Source organism: Schaalia odontolytica, from assembly GCF_002847525.1.
GTDB classification, from domain to species: Bacteria; Actinomycetota; Actinomycetes; order Actinomycetales; family Actinomycetaceae; genus Pauljensenia; species Pauljensenia odontolytica_B.
Genome location: NZ_PKKM01000001.1, coordinates 171693 through 186494, shown reverse-complemented (window position 1 = coordinate 186494; position 14802 = coordinate 171693). Strand labels below are relative to the sequence as shown.

The window sequence follows — 14802 nt, the reverse complement described above, 5'->3', positions numbered from 1 at the left end:
TCACTAGGATCATGACTTCCCAACAGGGCATGCTTGACGGTTTTGATCCGCCGCGGTCTCGGGCCGCGGAGATCGCTCGCGTGCTCGTTGACGTCGATCTGCCGCACGTGGATCGGCCGCTCGATTACGTCGTTCCTGACAAGTTCATTGACGAGGCCGAGGTCGGCCGCGCAGTTCGCGTACGGTTTTCCGGGACTCGCGTCGACGGCTGGATCGTTGAGCGTACACGTCGCGATGTGCTTGACGACACCGCGCAGATCGAATCGGTATCGTCTGCAATCCCAGTGCTGACGCCCGCACTGTACGAGGTTGCACGTCGCATCGCGACGCGGTTTCTCGCAACGACCTCGCAGGTCCTGTCGCTCGCTATCCCACCCCGACATGCGCGCGGCGAAAAGACCGTCGTACAGGCACACGAGTCGGTGTGGCCATCCGTTCAAGCTCCGACTGTTTCCGAAGGCTGGGCATCGTATCGTGCTGGCGACGCGTTGCTTCACCGCCTTGCAGCCGGAGAGTCTCCGCGTGCAGTCGTGACCGCGCTGCGTCCCCGGATGCGCGCGTGCCTGTCGGATGCCGTCGCTGCCACTGTTTCGTCGGGGCGCAGCGCCATCATCGTGACTGCCACCGGAGAGGACGCCGCACGATACGCACGTGCACTCGAGGAGGACCTCGGGGTGCCCGTCGCTGTCACAGGCGGTGAGGTGTCGCCCGAGGAGCGTTACCGCATCCACGCAGCCGCGACACTCGGGCGTCTTCCGATTGTGGTCGGCACGCGCTCGGCAGTGTGGGTTCCCTGTGCGAAGCTGGGCCTCATCGTCATCTGCGACGACGGCGACGATCGGCTGCGTGAGCGCCGGTTCCCGCGCTGCGACGTTCTCGACGTTGCCGTTCAACGGTGCGCGGTGGAGGGCGCGGGACTCCTTGTTGCTTCCTTCGCACGCTCGGTGAAGGCACAGGCTCTCATCCGTTCTGGATGGGCGGTCAGTCTCGATCCGGTGCCCGGCGCGCTGCGCGACGCGACTCCACGCGTGCATCTGCACGGCGCGACGGAAGCAGAACGTGAGGGCGCCAGCGGTCACATGCGCATCCCCCCGGCAGCGTTGCGCATGATTCGCCAGGGCCTGCGCGAAGGCCCCGTTCTCATCCAGGTCGCTGCGTCCGGCTATTGGCCCACGGTCGTGTGCCGCCGTTGCGGCGAGCGTGCGCGCTGCCGCCATTGCTCAGGTCCCCTCGCAGTCAATAGTGGGGGAGAGGTCACCTGTTCGTGGTGTGCCCGCGCCACTGGTACTTGGCGGTGCCCACACTGCTCGGGAACTGAGCTACGCGCAGCTCGCGTGGGGTCTACACGTACCGCCGAGGAGATTGCACGCAACCTCCCGGACGCGTCGGTCCTCGAGTCATCGGCTGCCCACAGAATCAGCCGCCAGCTGCCCTCACGCCCCACGGTCGTTGTTGCGACGCCGGGCGCTGAGCCAGACGTGGACGGTGGCTACGCCGCCGCCATCATCCTCGACGCGCACGCATTGGCTGGGCGAGCCGAACTGTGGGCCCCTGAGGAGGCTGCTCGGCGGTGGCTCAACGCGCTGTCTCTTGTCCGCCCAGGCCACCACGGCCTCGTTGTCGGGACGATTCCCGATGCCTTGGGGCAGGCACTCGTGCGCTGGGCTCCCACCGACTACGCCGACCGGCTTCTCGACGAGCGTGAGGCTCTCGGCTTTTTCCCGGCTACGACGATGGTCGCCCTCGATGGGCCAGCGGCTCAGGTCCGTCAAGTTGCCGAACAGGTCATTCGCGATGGAGGAGCGGAGCTGGTCGGCACCGTCGTGCGCCCGGCGACGCGCGAAGGCGAGGAAAACGAAGTGCGCACGCTGGTGCGAAGCCCGTTGGCCGGGGCAACGTCGATGCTCGCCGTTCTTACCGAGATTCGACGCTCGCGCAGTGCCCGCAAGGTTCCGCTCGTCAAAATGAGCGTGAACCCACCCGAGCTCTTCTGAGTCATGGCCTGCGCAGTGCCGTAAACTGGCGGCCGTGCGCATTATTTTTGCTGGTACCCCCGAGGCCGCAGTTCCCACGCTGCGGGCCCTGCTGTCGTCGTCCCACGAGGTCGCCCTCGTCATCACTCGTCCACCGGCTCGGCGCGGCCGCGGAAAGACGATGTACCCGTCACCGGTGGCGGAAGTCGCCGCCGAATTCGGCGTGGAACTGTTGGAGACAACGACGCTGAAGACCCCCGACATCGCTCAGCGTATCGAGGACGTGCAGGCGGACCTCGGTGTCGTTGTTGCTTACGGCGGCCTCGTACCCCCGATCGTGCTCGCAATGCCCGTACACGGGTGGGTAAACCTGCATTTCTCGGATCTGCCGAGGTGGCGCGGAGCTGCTCCTGTCCAGTGGGCGATTCGCGAGGGGGATGCGACGACCGCGTCCTGCGTGTTCAACCTCGAGGAGGGCCTGGATACGGGCGACGTCTATTCGCGCGTCGAGGTTCCGATCGGACATGAGAGCGCGGGCGAGCTGCTCTCATCCATGGCCGAGGCCGGGGCGGACCAGGTGCTCGGCGTCGTCGATGCGCTCGCTGCTGGCCATGCAACCGCGACACCGCAGTCGTCGGACGGCGTGACGCATGCACGCCGCCTCGAGCACGTCGACGGCTACGTGTCGTTCACGCACGATGCCGGGTACGAGGATCGCATCATTCGTTCTGTGACGCCCAATCCCGGCGCCTACACGGTGTTGCCGGGCGGGGCACGCATGAAGCTCGACAAGGCAACGCCCGTGGAGCGAGACGATCTCGAACCCGGGCAGCTCGAAGTGACGAAGAAGCAGGTCACCGTCGGGTGTACGAGCGGTGCTCTCGTGCTCGGAAAGGTGGCGCCGGCCGGTAAGTCCTGGATGGACGCTGCCGCCTGGGCGAGGGGAGCGCGGCCTTCCGAAGACCTTCGCCTTGGCGGAGAGCTGGAGGGAGAGCGATGAGCGAGAAGCGTTACGCGGACGGCTACCGCAAGCTGCGCAAGGCCGATGAGCCTCGTCGTATCGCCTACGACGTTCTTCACGAGGTCGAGACCCAGGGCGCGTTCGCGAACATCGTGTTGCCGAAGGCTCTGCGCCAAGCCCGGCGCGACGGTCACTTCTCCGATCGGGACGCTGCCTTCACCTCCGAGCTCGTCCACGGCACGCTGCGTGCGATCGGCCGACTCGACTGGGTGATCTCCCGTCACATCGATCGTCCACTGGCTGATCTCGATCCACGCGCGCTCGTCATCCTGCGCATGGGCGCCCACCAGCTCCTCGACATGCGAGTGCCTGATCATGCTGCTGTGTCGGCGACTGTGGACGTCGCACGAGAGCACCTGACGGATGGCCCCGTGCGTTTCGTTAATGCCGTGTTGCGCTCGATCACTCGCGAGGATCCATCCGAGCGCGAGGCAGCTATGGATGCCATCGCCGACGAGGATCAAGCCCTCGGCGTACGCTACTCGCACCCGGCGTGGATGGTTGCTGCGTTCCGCGACGCCCTGAAGGCCCACGGCTACCCCGAGGAAGAACTTCTCGACGTTCTCGAGGCTGATAACGAGGTTCCCACGGTCACTCTGGTGGCGCGCCCGTCGCTGATGAGCGTCGACGAACTCGCCGACGAGGCCGAGGATATTCTCGACACGCGCGTCGCCCTGGGTGCTGTCTCCCCGTATGCAGTGCTCCTTGAATCCGGCGATCCCGCGCGCCTGCCCTCGATTCGCGACGGCCGTGCCGGCGCACAGGATGAGGGGTCGCAGCTCGCTGCCCTTATCGCTGCGTCCGCACCGCTCGAGGGCGACACCGACGAGCGCTGGCTCGACCTGTGTGCGGGTCCCGGTGGCAAGGCCGCGCTTCTGGCCGGCCTCGCTGCAGGCGTGGGAGCACGCGTGACCGCCAACGAGATGCACCCGCACCGCGCCCGCCTCGTGGAGCGGACGACACGGCAGTTCGACTCCATCGAGGTCGTGAGCGGCGACGGTCGTACCTTCGGTGGGGGCCAGAGTGCATGGCCGCTCGGTTCTTTCGACCGTGTCGTCGTCGATGCCCCCTGCTCGGGCATGGGGTCGATGCGCCGACGCCCCGAGTCCCGTTGGAACCGCACGCCCGCAGACGTGGAGGAACTGACGGTCCTCCAGCGCGAACTCCTCGATCGAGCAGTTGCGCTGACACGCCCCGGAGGCGTTCTCACGTACATCACGTGTTCGCCGCACGCAGCCGAGACGCGTGAACAGGTCGAGCGTCTGCTCAAGGCTGGCGAGGTTGAACTGCTTGACACCGTGGCGCTCGCAAACGAATGCGCACCCGAGGCGCTGGACGTGCCGGCATCTGCGGGCGTCATCAAGGGCTTTAGCGGTCGGACGCTCCAGCTCTGGGACCACCGTTTCGGCACGGATCTTATGTTTGTAGCCTGCCTGCGCAAGCGCTAGCATATGCGTTATGAACGCCACAATTAGCCCGTCGATTCTCAACTGCGATATCGCTGACCTGCGCGGTGAGCTCACCAAGATCGCAGGAGCGGACATCGCTCATGTCGACGTCATGGACAACCATTTCGTCCCCAACCTCTCGTGGGGTCTGCCCGTCGCGGAGGCCGTCGTCAAGTCCGGCATTCTCCCGGTCGACGCGCACCTCATGATCGAGGACCCGGATCGCTGGGCGCCGCAGTATGCGGAGGTCGGCTGCGAGTCCGTCACCTTCCACGCAGAGGCCGCAGCAGCACCGCTGCGCCTGGCACGCGAACTGCACCGCATCGGTGCACGCGCCGGCCTGGCTCTCAAGCCCGCGACAGACATCGCCCCCTTCGTGGACATCCTCAACGAGTTCGACATGATCCTCATCATGACGGTTGAGCCCGGCTTCGGCGGCCAGTCCTTCATCGAGCAGATGATCCCGAAGATCAAGCGCACGCGCGCCGCCATCAACGCCGCGGGGCTGCAGGTGTCGATCCAGGTCGATGGCGGCATTTCCCGCGCGACCATCGAGCGTGCGGCCGAAGCCGGCGCCGACAACTTCGTCGCGGGTTCCGCAGTCTTCCGTGCGGAAGACGCTCATCGTGAGGTCGAGGCGCTGCGCGAACTCGCCAACGCCCATTCACACTGATCGCACACGTATTTCGGCGGCCGGAACGGGACGAGATCCCGTCCGGCCGCCCTTTTTCTTTCATAGCGGATACGCCTCGCGCAGCACGCCGGTCGGTGGCACAATGGCACACGAGTACTCCGGGGTCGGTGAAAGTCCGAACCGGCGGTGATAGTCCGCGACCCGCCTTCACAGAACGAGGGCGGTTGAGCCGGTGAAATTCCGGCACCGACGGTTAAAGTCCGGATGGGAGGAGTGCATGAGGCGCATCCGTGCGTCTGCTGTGCTGCGCGTACCCCCGGTGTCGGAAAGTAAGTCGTGGCAATTCGGAACAAGCCCCGCGGTGCGCTCACCGTCGCGGCACCGATCATCTTCCTTGCCCTTGTGCTGGCGGGATGGTGGCTGACGACAACATTGACCGGCATCGAAGCCTGGCGTCTGCCCGATCCGCTTGCTGTTGCCCGAAAAGGCGTGGCACTGCTCCAGCGCCCTACCACCTGGCGCCAGATTGCGGTGACGGGAGGCGAGGCCATCGCGGGGTGCGCGCTCGGAACGGTCGTTGCGCTGCCGTTAGCGTACGCGATCTACCGCTGGCGCCTGTTGGCTGCGGCGGTGGAGCCCTTCCTTGGAGCAACCCAAGCGTTGCCCGCCATCGCAATCGCCCCCATTCTCGTGCTGTGGGTCGGGTATGGCATCACGCCGGTTATCGTACTGTGCGCGCTCATGGTGTTTTTCCCGATCCTTGTATCCACCGTCGTCGGCTTGCGTCATATCGATCGCGAGTTGCTCGAAGCTGCTGCACTTGACGGCGCGACGGGCTGGACGATGGCCGCACACATGGAGCTACCTCTTGCCGCGCCCGCCATTCTGGGCGGCCTGCGTAACGGGTTTGCTCTGTCTGTCACGGGCGCAGTCGTGGGGGAGATGGTCATGGGAGGGTCCGGGCTCGGGCAGGTACTCACTCAAATGAGAAGCAACGTGGACACCGCCGGCATGTTTGTCGTCATCACGATCCTGTGCATCATGGCAACAGTTTTGTATGTCATCGTGTATCGCATTGAGCGGTCAAAGCGTTACGCCATCACGCAGTGAAGGAGACATCCCTTGAAGCTTTCCACTTTCGTTCGCGCGACCGTTATTGGGGCCAGCGTCTCGCTGACACTGGGCGCTTGCACAGCCGGTCCCGGCGCAACGCAGTCGGACGCGTCCTCGAAGGGCGCCTCGGACGTGACGATCGGCCTGACCTACATTCCAAACGTGCAGTTTGCTCCCGTCTATGTCGCTGATTCTCAGGGGCTGTATAACGACGCCGGCATCACGCCCACCGTTCGCCATCACGGCTCGGACGAGGGTCTGTTCACGGCGCTTCTCGCCGGCCAGGAGGACGTGGTCATTGCCTCCGGCGACGAGGCTGCGGTTGCCGCCTCGCAGGGCATGGACCTCGTGTCGATTGGCCAGTATTACGCGACCTACCCGGGGAGTGTCATCGTCCCTGCCTCGTCATCGATTACAAGCCTGGCTGACCTCGCCGGAAAGAACATCGGTATTCCGGGTGAGTATGGTTCGAGCTACTATGCCACCCTTGCCGCTATCAAGGCCGGTGGCCTGCAGACATCAGACGTGACCATTTCGTCGATTGGCTACACGCAGCAAGCGGCCCTCGCGGCTGGCCAGGTGGACGCAGTCGTTGGCTTTACCAACAATGACGCGGTGCAGATGAGACTGGCGGGCATCGACATCCGGGAGATCCCGTTGGATGGTGCCTCGACTCCGCTGGTGGCGGCCTCGATTATTACGACACGCGAGTGGGCGCAGGCCCACCCTGATGCGGCACGCGCGGTCGTGTCCGCAACCACCGAGGCGATGAACGCGATCGCAGCCGATCCTCAGGTCGCGATTGACGCGACGGTGAAGTGGGATACGACGCTCAGCGACGAGACGTCGCTGGCCGCAGCCAATGCCGTACTCGCTGCGACCGTTCCTCTGTGGCTCGGAGACGATGCCCACGCTGACGGCGTGCAGGATCTCGCCACCTGGTCTTCCATGGTGTCGTTCCTGACGTCGATTGGGGTCCTCGAAGGAGACGTCGATCCGACCGTCATCGTGACCAACGAGTACGCGAGCACGGCTGATGCCGCGTCGCCTCAGTCCTAAACGGTGCGCCGTATGCTCGGGACGCGCGCGTTTCGCGTAGGGTAGGCGGGTGAGTACCGCTGTCAACGCTAACGTGCGCGTCCTTGAGCTTTTTGTCGAGCTCCTGGGCGCGCGTCCCGGGCGCACGAAGGCGCAATTGCGTGCTCTTCCCGGATATCAGGGGCTCGCGGACGATGCCTTCGAAACGCAGTTCCAGCGTGACAAAGATGCATTGCGCGACGCTGGTGCCCACATGACGATCCAGTCGGGGGAGCGCTACAGCATCGCCTGGGATTCTTTTGCGCCCGGCATCGAAGTGACGAGTACCGACCGCGCGCTCATGTCGCTGGCCGCACGCGCGTGGGACAGCAGCGAATTTTTCGCCGACGCGATCGATGCGAAGGCAGCTGCAGCTTCCTCCGAGGACGTTCCTGCTCCCGCTATTCGTCTGGGTCTCACCGGTATCGGGGCCGCCACTGTCTTGTCGCAGGCCATTCGCGAGCGGCGCGTGGTGTGTTTCGAATACCCTGGCTCGCGCGAGCTCACTGAGCGCTCCGTCGAGCCGTGGGCTCTGTCGGTGCAGGGTCGCGCCTTGTACTTGTGGGGGTGGGATCTCGACCGAGGGGACGAACGCACCTTCCGTGTGTCGCGCATACGCTCGCAGATTTCCTTCATCGGAGAGCCAGGCGACGCTTCGCTTCCACCCGAGGGAGCGGCGTTTCCTCGCGTGTCATCGTTTGTCTCTCCCGTTGTCCACGTGCGCGCGGACTCCACTGCGCGCACGCTTCTCCACGGTCACGAGGCCGGGGCATCGTCTGAGGAGCACAGCTCGCCTCGGCACGGCTGGGAACGTATCGCGCTTGAAGGCGCAGAGATGGGAACGTGGATAGGCCGTCTTCTTCCATTGGCAGACGACGTCATCGTCGTCGCACCCGAGCCGCTGCGAGACGCGATGGTAACGCGTCTGCGTATTGCTGCTACGTGGGGTGAGCACGATGCCTGAGAACGTTCAGCTGGCCGTCGTCCGGCTTGCCTCGATGGTGGCGTGGATGAGCGAGCACCCGGGCGCGAGCGTCGATGAGATCGCTGCGCATTTCCATCGCACTCGTCGGCAGGTGCGTCGCGACGTCGAATACCTTGCCTCTGTTGGAGATTCACTGCCCGGCGCGTCCTTTGAGCTCGATTGGGAGCTGTACGAGCAAGAACAGCGTGTCTCACTGCGCTCGACGCTGGGTGCCTCGGCACCGCTGCGGCTGTCAACGCTTGAGGCGCAGGCTCTTCTCATTGGCCTATCTGCGATGACTCCGCTGCTCGGCAAGGAGCTCTCCACGCATGTTCCGCATGCAGCCCTCGTTGTCTGCGCGCTCGGTGGCTTGAAAGAGGCTGAGGCCGAACAGCACGTGGAAGCGATCCCGTCTCTGGCCTCGTCAAGCGCGAGCCTTGAGACTCTGCGCGACGCCCTCCTGCGCGAAGAACGAGTGTCTTTCTCCTATGTGTCCGCTTCAGGCGTTCGCACGCGCCGCATCGTCGACCCGTGGTCGCTCGAGGCGAGCGCGAGCGGCTGGCTTCTGCGCGGATGGTGTACTCGCTCGGGCGAGGCGCGCAGCTTTGCGGTCGCGTCCATCAGCGACGTGCGCGGCGAGGGGCCACGCGTCGAGGAGCCGCGCCGCATGCGTCATGACGCACCCTCCTGGACGCTCGACGTCGATCGCGATGCTCGGTGGATCGCCGACGAATACGACGGTCACATCATTGCCGAGCTGGACGGCGGGGGAGCGCGCATCACCCTGCCCGTCTGGAACGAACAGTGGGGCCTGAGCCTCCTCATCGACATTGCCCCACACCTGCGCGCAGCAACGCCGGATATGCGCGAGGAGGCCGCACGCCGTGCGCGCTCAGTTTTGTCGACCTGGAACCGAGAGGATGCATCGTGAGCCCCAAACGACGTCGCCACCGCACCCGGGATGCTGACCACATGACCCAGCGCGAGGAGGAAGTCGGCCTCGGCGTGGGCAGTGCAGCCCAGCGCTACGCCGCGTACAAGGCCGAGGCGCAGGCTGCCTCGTCGCTGCGCGCCCGTTGGGTGTCCACGCTAAGTTTCACCCCTGACCCATTCCAGATCCAGGCACTCGATGCCGTCGAGGCCGGCAGCTCTGTCCTCGTGGCCGCTCCTACGGGCGCGGGTAAAACCATCGTGGGCCAGTTCGGCGCATACGTCGCGCTCGAGCAGGGAATGCGCGCGTTCTACACGACGCCGATCAAGGCTTTGTCCAACCAGAAGTACCTGGAGCTGTGCGACCTCTACGGTGCGGACAACGTCGGCCTGGCAACCGGCGACACGTCGGTGAACTCCGGTGCCCCGGTCGTCGTCATGACGACAGAGGTCCTGCGCAACATGATCTACGCTGGTGCAGCCCTCGATGACCTGGGCGTCGTTATCCTCGACGAGGTCCACTACCTGGCGGATAAGATGCGCGGCCCGGTGTGGGAGGAAGTGATCATTCACCTGCCCACACACGTTGCGATCATCGCGCTGTCTGCCACGGTGTCCAACGCCGAGGAGTTCGGGGCGTGGATCCGTGAGGTGCGCTCCACCTGCGAGATTATCGTCTCTGAGAAGCGTCCCGTCCCGCTCTACCAGCACATGATTGTCGGCGAGGACATCTTCGACCTGTACGCGCCCACCGGTAAGGGGAAGCTGAACCCCGAGCTCGTGGCGGCGACGCGCGACTCAGGGATGCGTGGCGGGCGCGGCTCGCGCTCGTGGAACCACGAGGTCCGGGTACGTCGCGAGTCGCGCCCCTCGACGCTGATTTCTCTTGACCGTGCGCGGCTGCTGCCCGCCATCACCTTTATCTTCTCGCGGGCAGGATGCGAGGACGCGGTGCGTCAGATCCTCTCCACGCGCATCACGCTGACGACGCGCTCGGAGGCCGCCGAGATCGAGAGCTACGTGGATGAGGTCATCGCGCTTCTTCCTCCCGAGGATGCCATTGTTCTCGGTACCGAGGCGTGGAAACGCGGCCTCATGCGCGGCATCGCTGCCCACCACGCTGGCATGCTGCCCCTCATGAAGGAAAGCGTCGAGCACCTGTTTTCGCGCGGCCTCGTCAAGATGGTGTACGCGACGGAAACGCTGGCACTCGGCATCAATATGCCCGCTCGCACGGTCGTCATCGAGTCTCTCACGAAGTGGAACGGCTCGGCGCATGTCTCTCTGTCTGCTGGCGAGTACACGCAGCTCTCGGGACGCGCGGGGCGTCGCGGTATTGACACCGAAGGGCACGCTGTCGTCTCGCATCGTGGGGGAGTGGCACCCGAAGAGGTCGCAGCCCTCGCGTCAAAGCGCACGTACCCGTTGATTTCCGCGTTCACTCCGACGTACAACATGGTCGTCAACCTGCTCGCGCGCTCGACGCGCGCCCAGACTCGCAAGGTCTTGGAGTCCTCTTTCGCGCAGTATCAGGCCGATTCCGCTGTCGTCGCGCTCGCGTCGCGACTAACCGAGTTGGAGGCTCAGCGCGACGCGACGGCCGAGGACCTGTCGTGTTCGCACGGCGATGTCCGCGAGTACCTGACGCTGCGCGACCAGTTGGGTCAGGCGGAGAAGTCCGGCGCACGAGCGCGCAAGCGCGAGGCACGTGATGAATCGCGTCGTCTTCTGTCCGGCGTGCGCCCGGGTGACGTCCTCGCACTGACTCGTGGCCGCAAGACGCGGCTGTGTGTCGTTGGGGCAAAGGCGACCAGCGCCTCGGGCAGAGTTGAGGTCTCGGTGATCGGGGAGGACGCCACGTGGAGGGCACTGGCCCCCGAAGACGTGCGCGGTGCAATTGCTGTCGTCGGCCATATGTCCATTCCCGGTGGCTCGGCACTACGGCGCACGAAGGAGCGCACGCGCATCGCCGGAGAGCTGCGTTCCGGCGCAGCCAGGGGCCTCTACGAGGTCCCAGCAGATTCCACGCAGGCCTCTGATGCGGTCTCGGCACTACGTCTCGCGATGCGTCAGCATCCGGTGCACCGCTGCCCGCATCGCGAGGAGCACGCTCGAGCCGGCGCCCAGTGGGCACGCCTGGCGCGCGAGATCGATCGTCTCCGCTCGTCCATCGACTCCCAGACGGGTTCCGTGGCTGCCCAGTTTGATCGTGTCTGCGCGGTCCTCGAACGTCTCGGATTTTTGGCGGGGGATGAGGTCACAGACGCGGGTCAGCGCTTGCGCCGAATCTTCGGTGAGCGCGACCTGGTCGTCGCCATGTCGATGAATGAGGGCACGTGGAATGAGCTCGACGAGGCAGAGCTTGCATCGATGGTCTCGGCCCTCGTGTACGATTCACGTTCCGACGACGATGCCCAACAGCTGGCACCCGCAGGTGTGGGCATGCGTGTGCAGGAAGCCTGGCACGAGAGCCTCGCGACCCTGGAGCGCGTGCACCGCGTCGAAAAGGCCTGTGGCTGCGACCTGACCCCGAGCCTCGACGCCGGTCTGATGGCTGCCACACTTGCGTGGGCGCACGGCTCGACGCTGGCCACAGCTATTGATGCCACGCCGATCCAGGCCGGAGACTTCGTCCGCTGGATGCGTCAGGTCATGGACTGCCTCGGTCAGATCGCGTCGGCGTCGTCTAGCGGCGAGCTTGCACGTAAAGCCGAGGCCGCGAAGGACCGCATCGGACGCGGTATCGTTGCGTGGTCGACGATTTAAGAGAGCGGAGGGCTCGTGGGGCATCAGGAGATCTTGCGACGGGTCTCGTTCGCACACATCTGCGGTGATTCGATCATCGCCGCTGTTGCGGGACTCGCGCTGTATGCGTCGTTCCCGCCGCTGGGCTGGTGGTGGCTCTCGGTGCCCGCTCTCGCACTGTACATTTCACGCATCGACGAGGCCAGGGCACCGCGTGCGCTGACGGTTACCTTCGTGTTCGGCATGAGCTTCTGGATTCCGCTCATCGACTGGATTCCTTTGGCGGTGGGTACGAGGCCTCCCTGGTTCGTCCTTGCGTTCGTCCAGACTCTTTTCCTCATGGCATGGGCGTTATTCGCGCGTTGGACACAGCTGTGGGCATGGGCACGGGGACCCATCATGCAGGCCCTGTTCTACGCACTCACGTGGGCCGGTGTTGACGCCGCGCGCTCGCGCTGGCCGTGGTCGGGCTTTCCCTGGGGGTCGGTGGCATTGCCGCAGGTCGATTCATCCCTTGGCCGCCTGGCTCCCTACGGGGGAACCACACTGATCACTGTCGTCGTTGTTTTCCTGGCGGTTCTGGTTCGGCGTGCTTGTGCCGCTCGCGATGCCAGCGTCGTGCGCGAGCATTGGTTTTCGCGTCCAGCCCTTGCCCTGATCGTGGCAGGCGCGTTTATCGCTCCGCTTGCGGTGACGCTACCGAATCAGGCTGAGAACGGAATGCTGCGTATCGGTGTCGTCCAGGGCGATATCGCGTTGCCGGGCGCTCAGGCCTACAGTCGTGAGGGCGAGGTGACCGACAACAACGTGCGGGCATCCCTGGAGCTCGCGAGTTCGCCGGAGCTCGCGCACGACCCGATCGATCTTGCAATCTGGGGCGAAGGATCCGTTGACCGCGATCCGCTTGCATTCCCTGCGATTGGCCAGGCCGTCGATCGAGCCGCCACGGCGCTCGATGCGCCGATCCTGATCGGCTACACGAACCTGAACGAGCGCGACCGCGTGAAGAACTGGCTGGCGGTATGGGACCCGGGCACGGGAATGGACGAGGCCGCACGTTACTCCAAGCACGTTCCCGTTCCCTTTGGCGAGTTCATTCCTTTCCGGGACTTCATTGCTTCGTTCGCAACCGAAGTTGCTCAGTCCAGCAAGGATATGGAAGCGGGGGAGGAGCCTCCCCTGATGACGATTGAGGCACGCGATGGGCGCAGCGTTCCTCTCGCGGTCGGTATCTGTTTCGAGGCCGCCTACCCTATGGTGATCGGCGATGGCGTGGCTCGTGGCGGACAGGCGATTATCGTTCCGTCGAACAACTATCACTTCCGTTCCTCGGGCGAGTCGGCCCAGCAGGGACAGCTGTTGCGTATGCGCGCGATGGAGTATTCGCGCAGCGCCGTCCAGGCTTCAACAACAGGTCATTCCTACGTGATTCGGCCCGACGGTTCGATTTTGGAGAGCACCGGTACCGAGCAGGCAGCAACACTCGCCGCCGATATTCCGCTGCGTTCGTCGCTGACAGTGACAGCGTGGGCGGGGGAGAGGGTTCCAGGCGCCGTCATGGCCGCCACGTTTGTTATCAACGCTCTGGCGTTAGTGACAGTTATCGGGCAAGGAATAAGGGCCTCAGCGCGTGCCAGGCGTGCGTCGAGCCACTAAATTCGGCAAAATGTGAATCATGACCGTTTCTGAGCGCCTTGTTCCGTCTCCGCAGGGGGACCATACCCTGATCGTTATTCCAACCTACAACGAGATGGAGACGCTCCCGGATATTCTCACGCGCGTATGGGCACACGTGCCCCATGCCCATATCCTCATTGTGGATGACTCATCGCCGGATGGAACGGGGGAGTGGGTCGATTCTCGTTGCAAGGACGAGGAACGGCTTCACGTCCTGCACCGTCCCGCGAAGTCCGGCCTTGCAACCGCTTACGTCGACGGTATGGGTTGGGGAATCGAGCAGGGCTATCCGTTTATTCTCCAGATGGATGCGGACGGATCTCACCGCCCGGTGGATCTGCCGAAGCTGCTGGCACGTATGGCTGGGCCCGATAAGCCCGACCTCGTCATCGGCTCGCGTTGGGTGCCCGGCGGTGCCATCAACGGGTGGTCGTCCAAGCGCGTCGCCCTGTCAAAAGCAGGCAATTATTATGTCCGATTTTGCCTGGGCACTCCGGTCAAAGACGCAACAGCAGGGCTACGCCTGCACCGTAGCGCCTTTTTAGCCCAGCACGAGGTTCTCGGTCGGGTAGCGACGACAGGATTCGGATTCCAGGTCGAAATGACCGAGCTCGAGCGTTCCCTGGGAGCCGTTATCGCCGAGGTTCCGATCACCTTCGACGAACGCATGGCCGGCGAATCGAAGCTCGACTCGTCGATTTTCGTCGAGGAACTCGTGATGGTAACGAAAGGCGGCCTGAGCCGAGTGGCCCAGGCCGCGCGACGGATCTTGCCGAAGCGTTAGCCCTTGCGGTAAGAGCCTTCGGGACGCAGGCGACCCTCGCGGTACGCAGTGAGCTGCTCAGTAAGGACAACTTCAAGCTCTTCGACCGAGCGACGCTCGAGCAGCATGTCCCAGTGGGTACGCTGCGGCTTGACGGGCTTGCTTTCCTCGTCCTCAACGGTCTCGCCAATAAGCTCAGCGGTCTGACCACACTTGCATTCCCAGGTCGCCGGAGCCGTCGCCTCACTGGACAGCGTCACCTCGAACTCATGTCCGTTCGGGCAGGCGTAACGAACGACGAAACGGTCGGCGAAAACGACGCCGTCCTCGGACTCGAGGGACTTCGCACCGATCTGCATGCCACGCAGTGCGCGGTCAGCCATAACAGCCTCCTGGACGTAGATAAGAAACGGGACCATTCTATCTGACACGTCAAGCGGAACGATACTGAGGCTCA

12 protein-coding genes and 1 riboswitch are annotated in these 14802 nt (G+C 64.5%); of the genes, 11 read left to right on the top strand and 1 reads right to left on the bottom strand.

From position 1 onward, the window contains the following. Window positions 1-11 precede the first annotated feature (11 nt). The 11 genes from CYJ22_RS00805 to CYJ22_RS00755 all read left to right on the top strand — a co-directional run bounded on the left by CYJ22_RS00805 (window position 12) and on the right by CYJ22_RS00755 (window position 14366). The gene (locus tag CYJ22_RS00805; RefSeq protein ID WP_101600369.1) at window positions 12-1994 is read left to right on the top strand and encodes a primosomal protein N; all 1983 of its coding nucleotides are present in this window, start codon (window positions 12-14) and stop codon (window positions 1992-1994) included. A gap of 34 nt (window positions 1995-2028) precedes the next feature. Beyond that, window positions 2029-2973 carry a methionyl-tRNA formyltransferase gene (locus tag CYJ22_RS00800; protein WP_101600366.1) on the top strand — a complete coding sequence of 315 codons (945 nt, stop codon included), beginning with the start codon at window positions 2029-2031 and terminating at the stop codon, window positions 2971-2973. After that, window positions 2970-4442 (top strand): transcription antitermination factor NusB, encoded by a 1473-nt coding sequence (locus tag CYJ22_RS00795; protein ID WP_101600363.1) that lies wholly within the window; start codon window positions 2970-2972, stop codon window positions 4440-4442. The genes CYJ22_RS00800 and CYJ22_RS00795 overlap by 4 nt, the downstream gene beginning before the upstream one ends. A 10-nt stretch (window positions 4443-4452) precedes the next feature. Further along, window positions 4453-5115, top strand: a complete 663-nt coding sequence (gene rpe / locus CYJ22_RS00790; protein ID WP_007589304.1) for a ribulose-phosphate 3-epimerase — start codon at window positions 4453-4455, stop codon at window positions 5113-5115. 111 nt (window positions 5116-5226) lie between these two features. Then, window positions 5227-5356: riboswitch (FMN riboswitch) on the top strand. A gap of 56 nt (window positions 5357-5412) precedes the next feature. After that, window positions 5413-6186, top strand: a complete 774-nt coding sequence (locus CYJ22_RS00785) for an ABC transporter permease (RefSeq protein ID WP_101600361.1) — start codon at window positions 5413-5415, stop codon at window positions 6184-6186. A 12-nt stretch (window positions 6187-6198) separates the two neighbouring features. Beyond that, window positions 6199-7248, top strand: a complete 1050-nt coding sequence (locus CYJ22_RS00780; protein ID WP_007589226.1) for an ABC transporter substrate-binding protein — start codon at window positions 6199-6201, stop codon at window positions 7246-7248. Between the two features lie 49 nt (window positions 7249-7297). Then, on the top strand, window positions 7298-8230 hold the full coding sequence (locus tag CYJ22_RS00775) for a helix-turn-helix transcriptional regulator (RefSeq protein WP_101600358.1): 933 nt from the start codon (window positions 7298-7300) through the stop codon (window positions 8228-8230). After that, a complete protein-coding gene (locus CYJ22_RS00770; RefSeq protein WP_101600356.1) occupies window positions 8223-9161 on the top strand; it encodes a helix-turn-helix transcriptional regulator in 939 nt (312 codons plus the stop codon). Before CYJ22_RS00775 ends, CYJ22_RS00770 begins: the two co-directional genes overlap by 8 nt. Beyond that, window positions 9158-11926, top strand: coding sequence for a DEAD/DEAH box helicase (locus CYJ22_RS00765; protein WP_101600354.1), 2769 nt, complete (start codon window positions 9158-9160; stop codon window positions 11924-11926). The genes CYJ22_RS00770 and CYJ22_RS00765 overlap by 4 nt, the downstream gene beginning before the upstream one ends. Window positions 11927-11941: 15 nt before the next feature. Next, the gene (lnt, locus tag CYJ22_RS00760) at window positions 11942-13561 is read left to right on the top strand and encodes an apolipoprotein N-acyltransferase (protein WP_101600352.1); all 1620 of its coding nucleotides are present in this window, start codon (window positions 11942-11944) and stop codon (window positions 13559-13561) included. Window positions 13562-13580: 19 nt separating this feature from the next. Continuing rightward, window positions 13581-14366, top strand: coding sequence for a polyprenol monophosphomannose synthase (locus CYJ22_RS00755; protein WP_101600350.1), 786 nt, complete (start codon window positions 13581-13583; stop codon window positions 14364-14366). Here the strand turns inward: CYJ22_RS00755 and CYJ22_RS00750 are convergent. Beyond that, window positions 14363-14728, bottom strand: a complete 366-nt coding sequence (locus CYJ22_RS00750; protein ID WP_007589234.1) for an RNA polymerase-binding protein RbpA — start codon at window positions 14726-14728, stop codon at window positions 14363-14365. The genes CYJ22_RS00755 and CYJ22_RS00750 overlap by 4 nt on opposite strands. Window positions 14729-14802 lie beyond the last annotated feature (74 nt).

Coding starts and splice junctions, on each gene's coding strand:
- CYJ22_RS00795 (WP_101600363.1), top strand. CDS start 2,970: ATGAGCGAGAAGCGTTACGCGGACGGCTACCGCAAGCTGCGCAAGGCC.
- CYJ22_RS00770 (WP_101600356.1), top strand. CDS start 8,223: ATGCCTGAGAACGTTCAGCTGGCCGTCGTCCGGCTTGCCTCGATGGTG.
- CYJ22_RS00755 (WP_101600350.1), top strand. CDS start 13,581: ATGACCGTTTCTGAGCGCCTTGTTCCGTCTCCGCAGGGGGACCATACC.
- CYJ22_RS00805 (WP_101600369.1), top strand. CDS start 12: ATGACTTCCCAACAGGGCATGCTTGACGGTTTTGATCCGCCGCGGTCT.
- CYJ22_RS00750 (WP_007589234.1), bottom strand. CDS start 14,728: ATGGCTGACCGCGCACTGCGTGGCATGCAGATCGGTGCGAAGTCCCTC.
- rpe (WP_007589304.1), top strand. CDS start 4,453: ATGAACGCCACAATTAGCCCGTCGATTCTCAACTGCGATATCGCTGAC.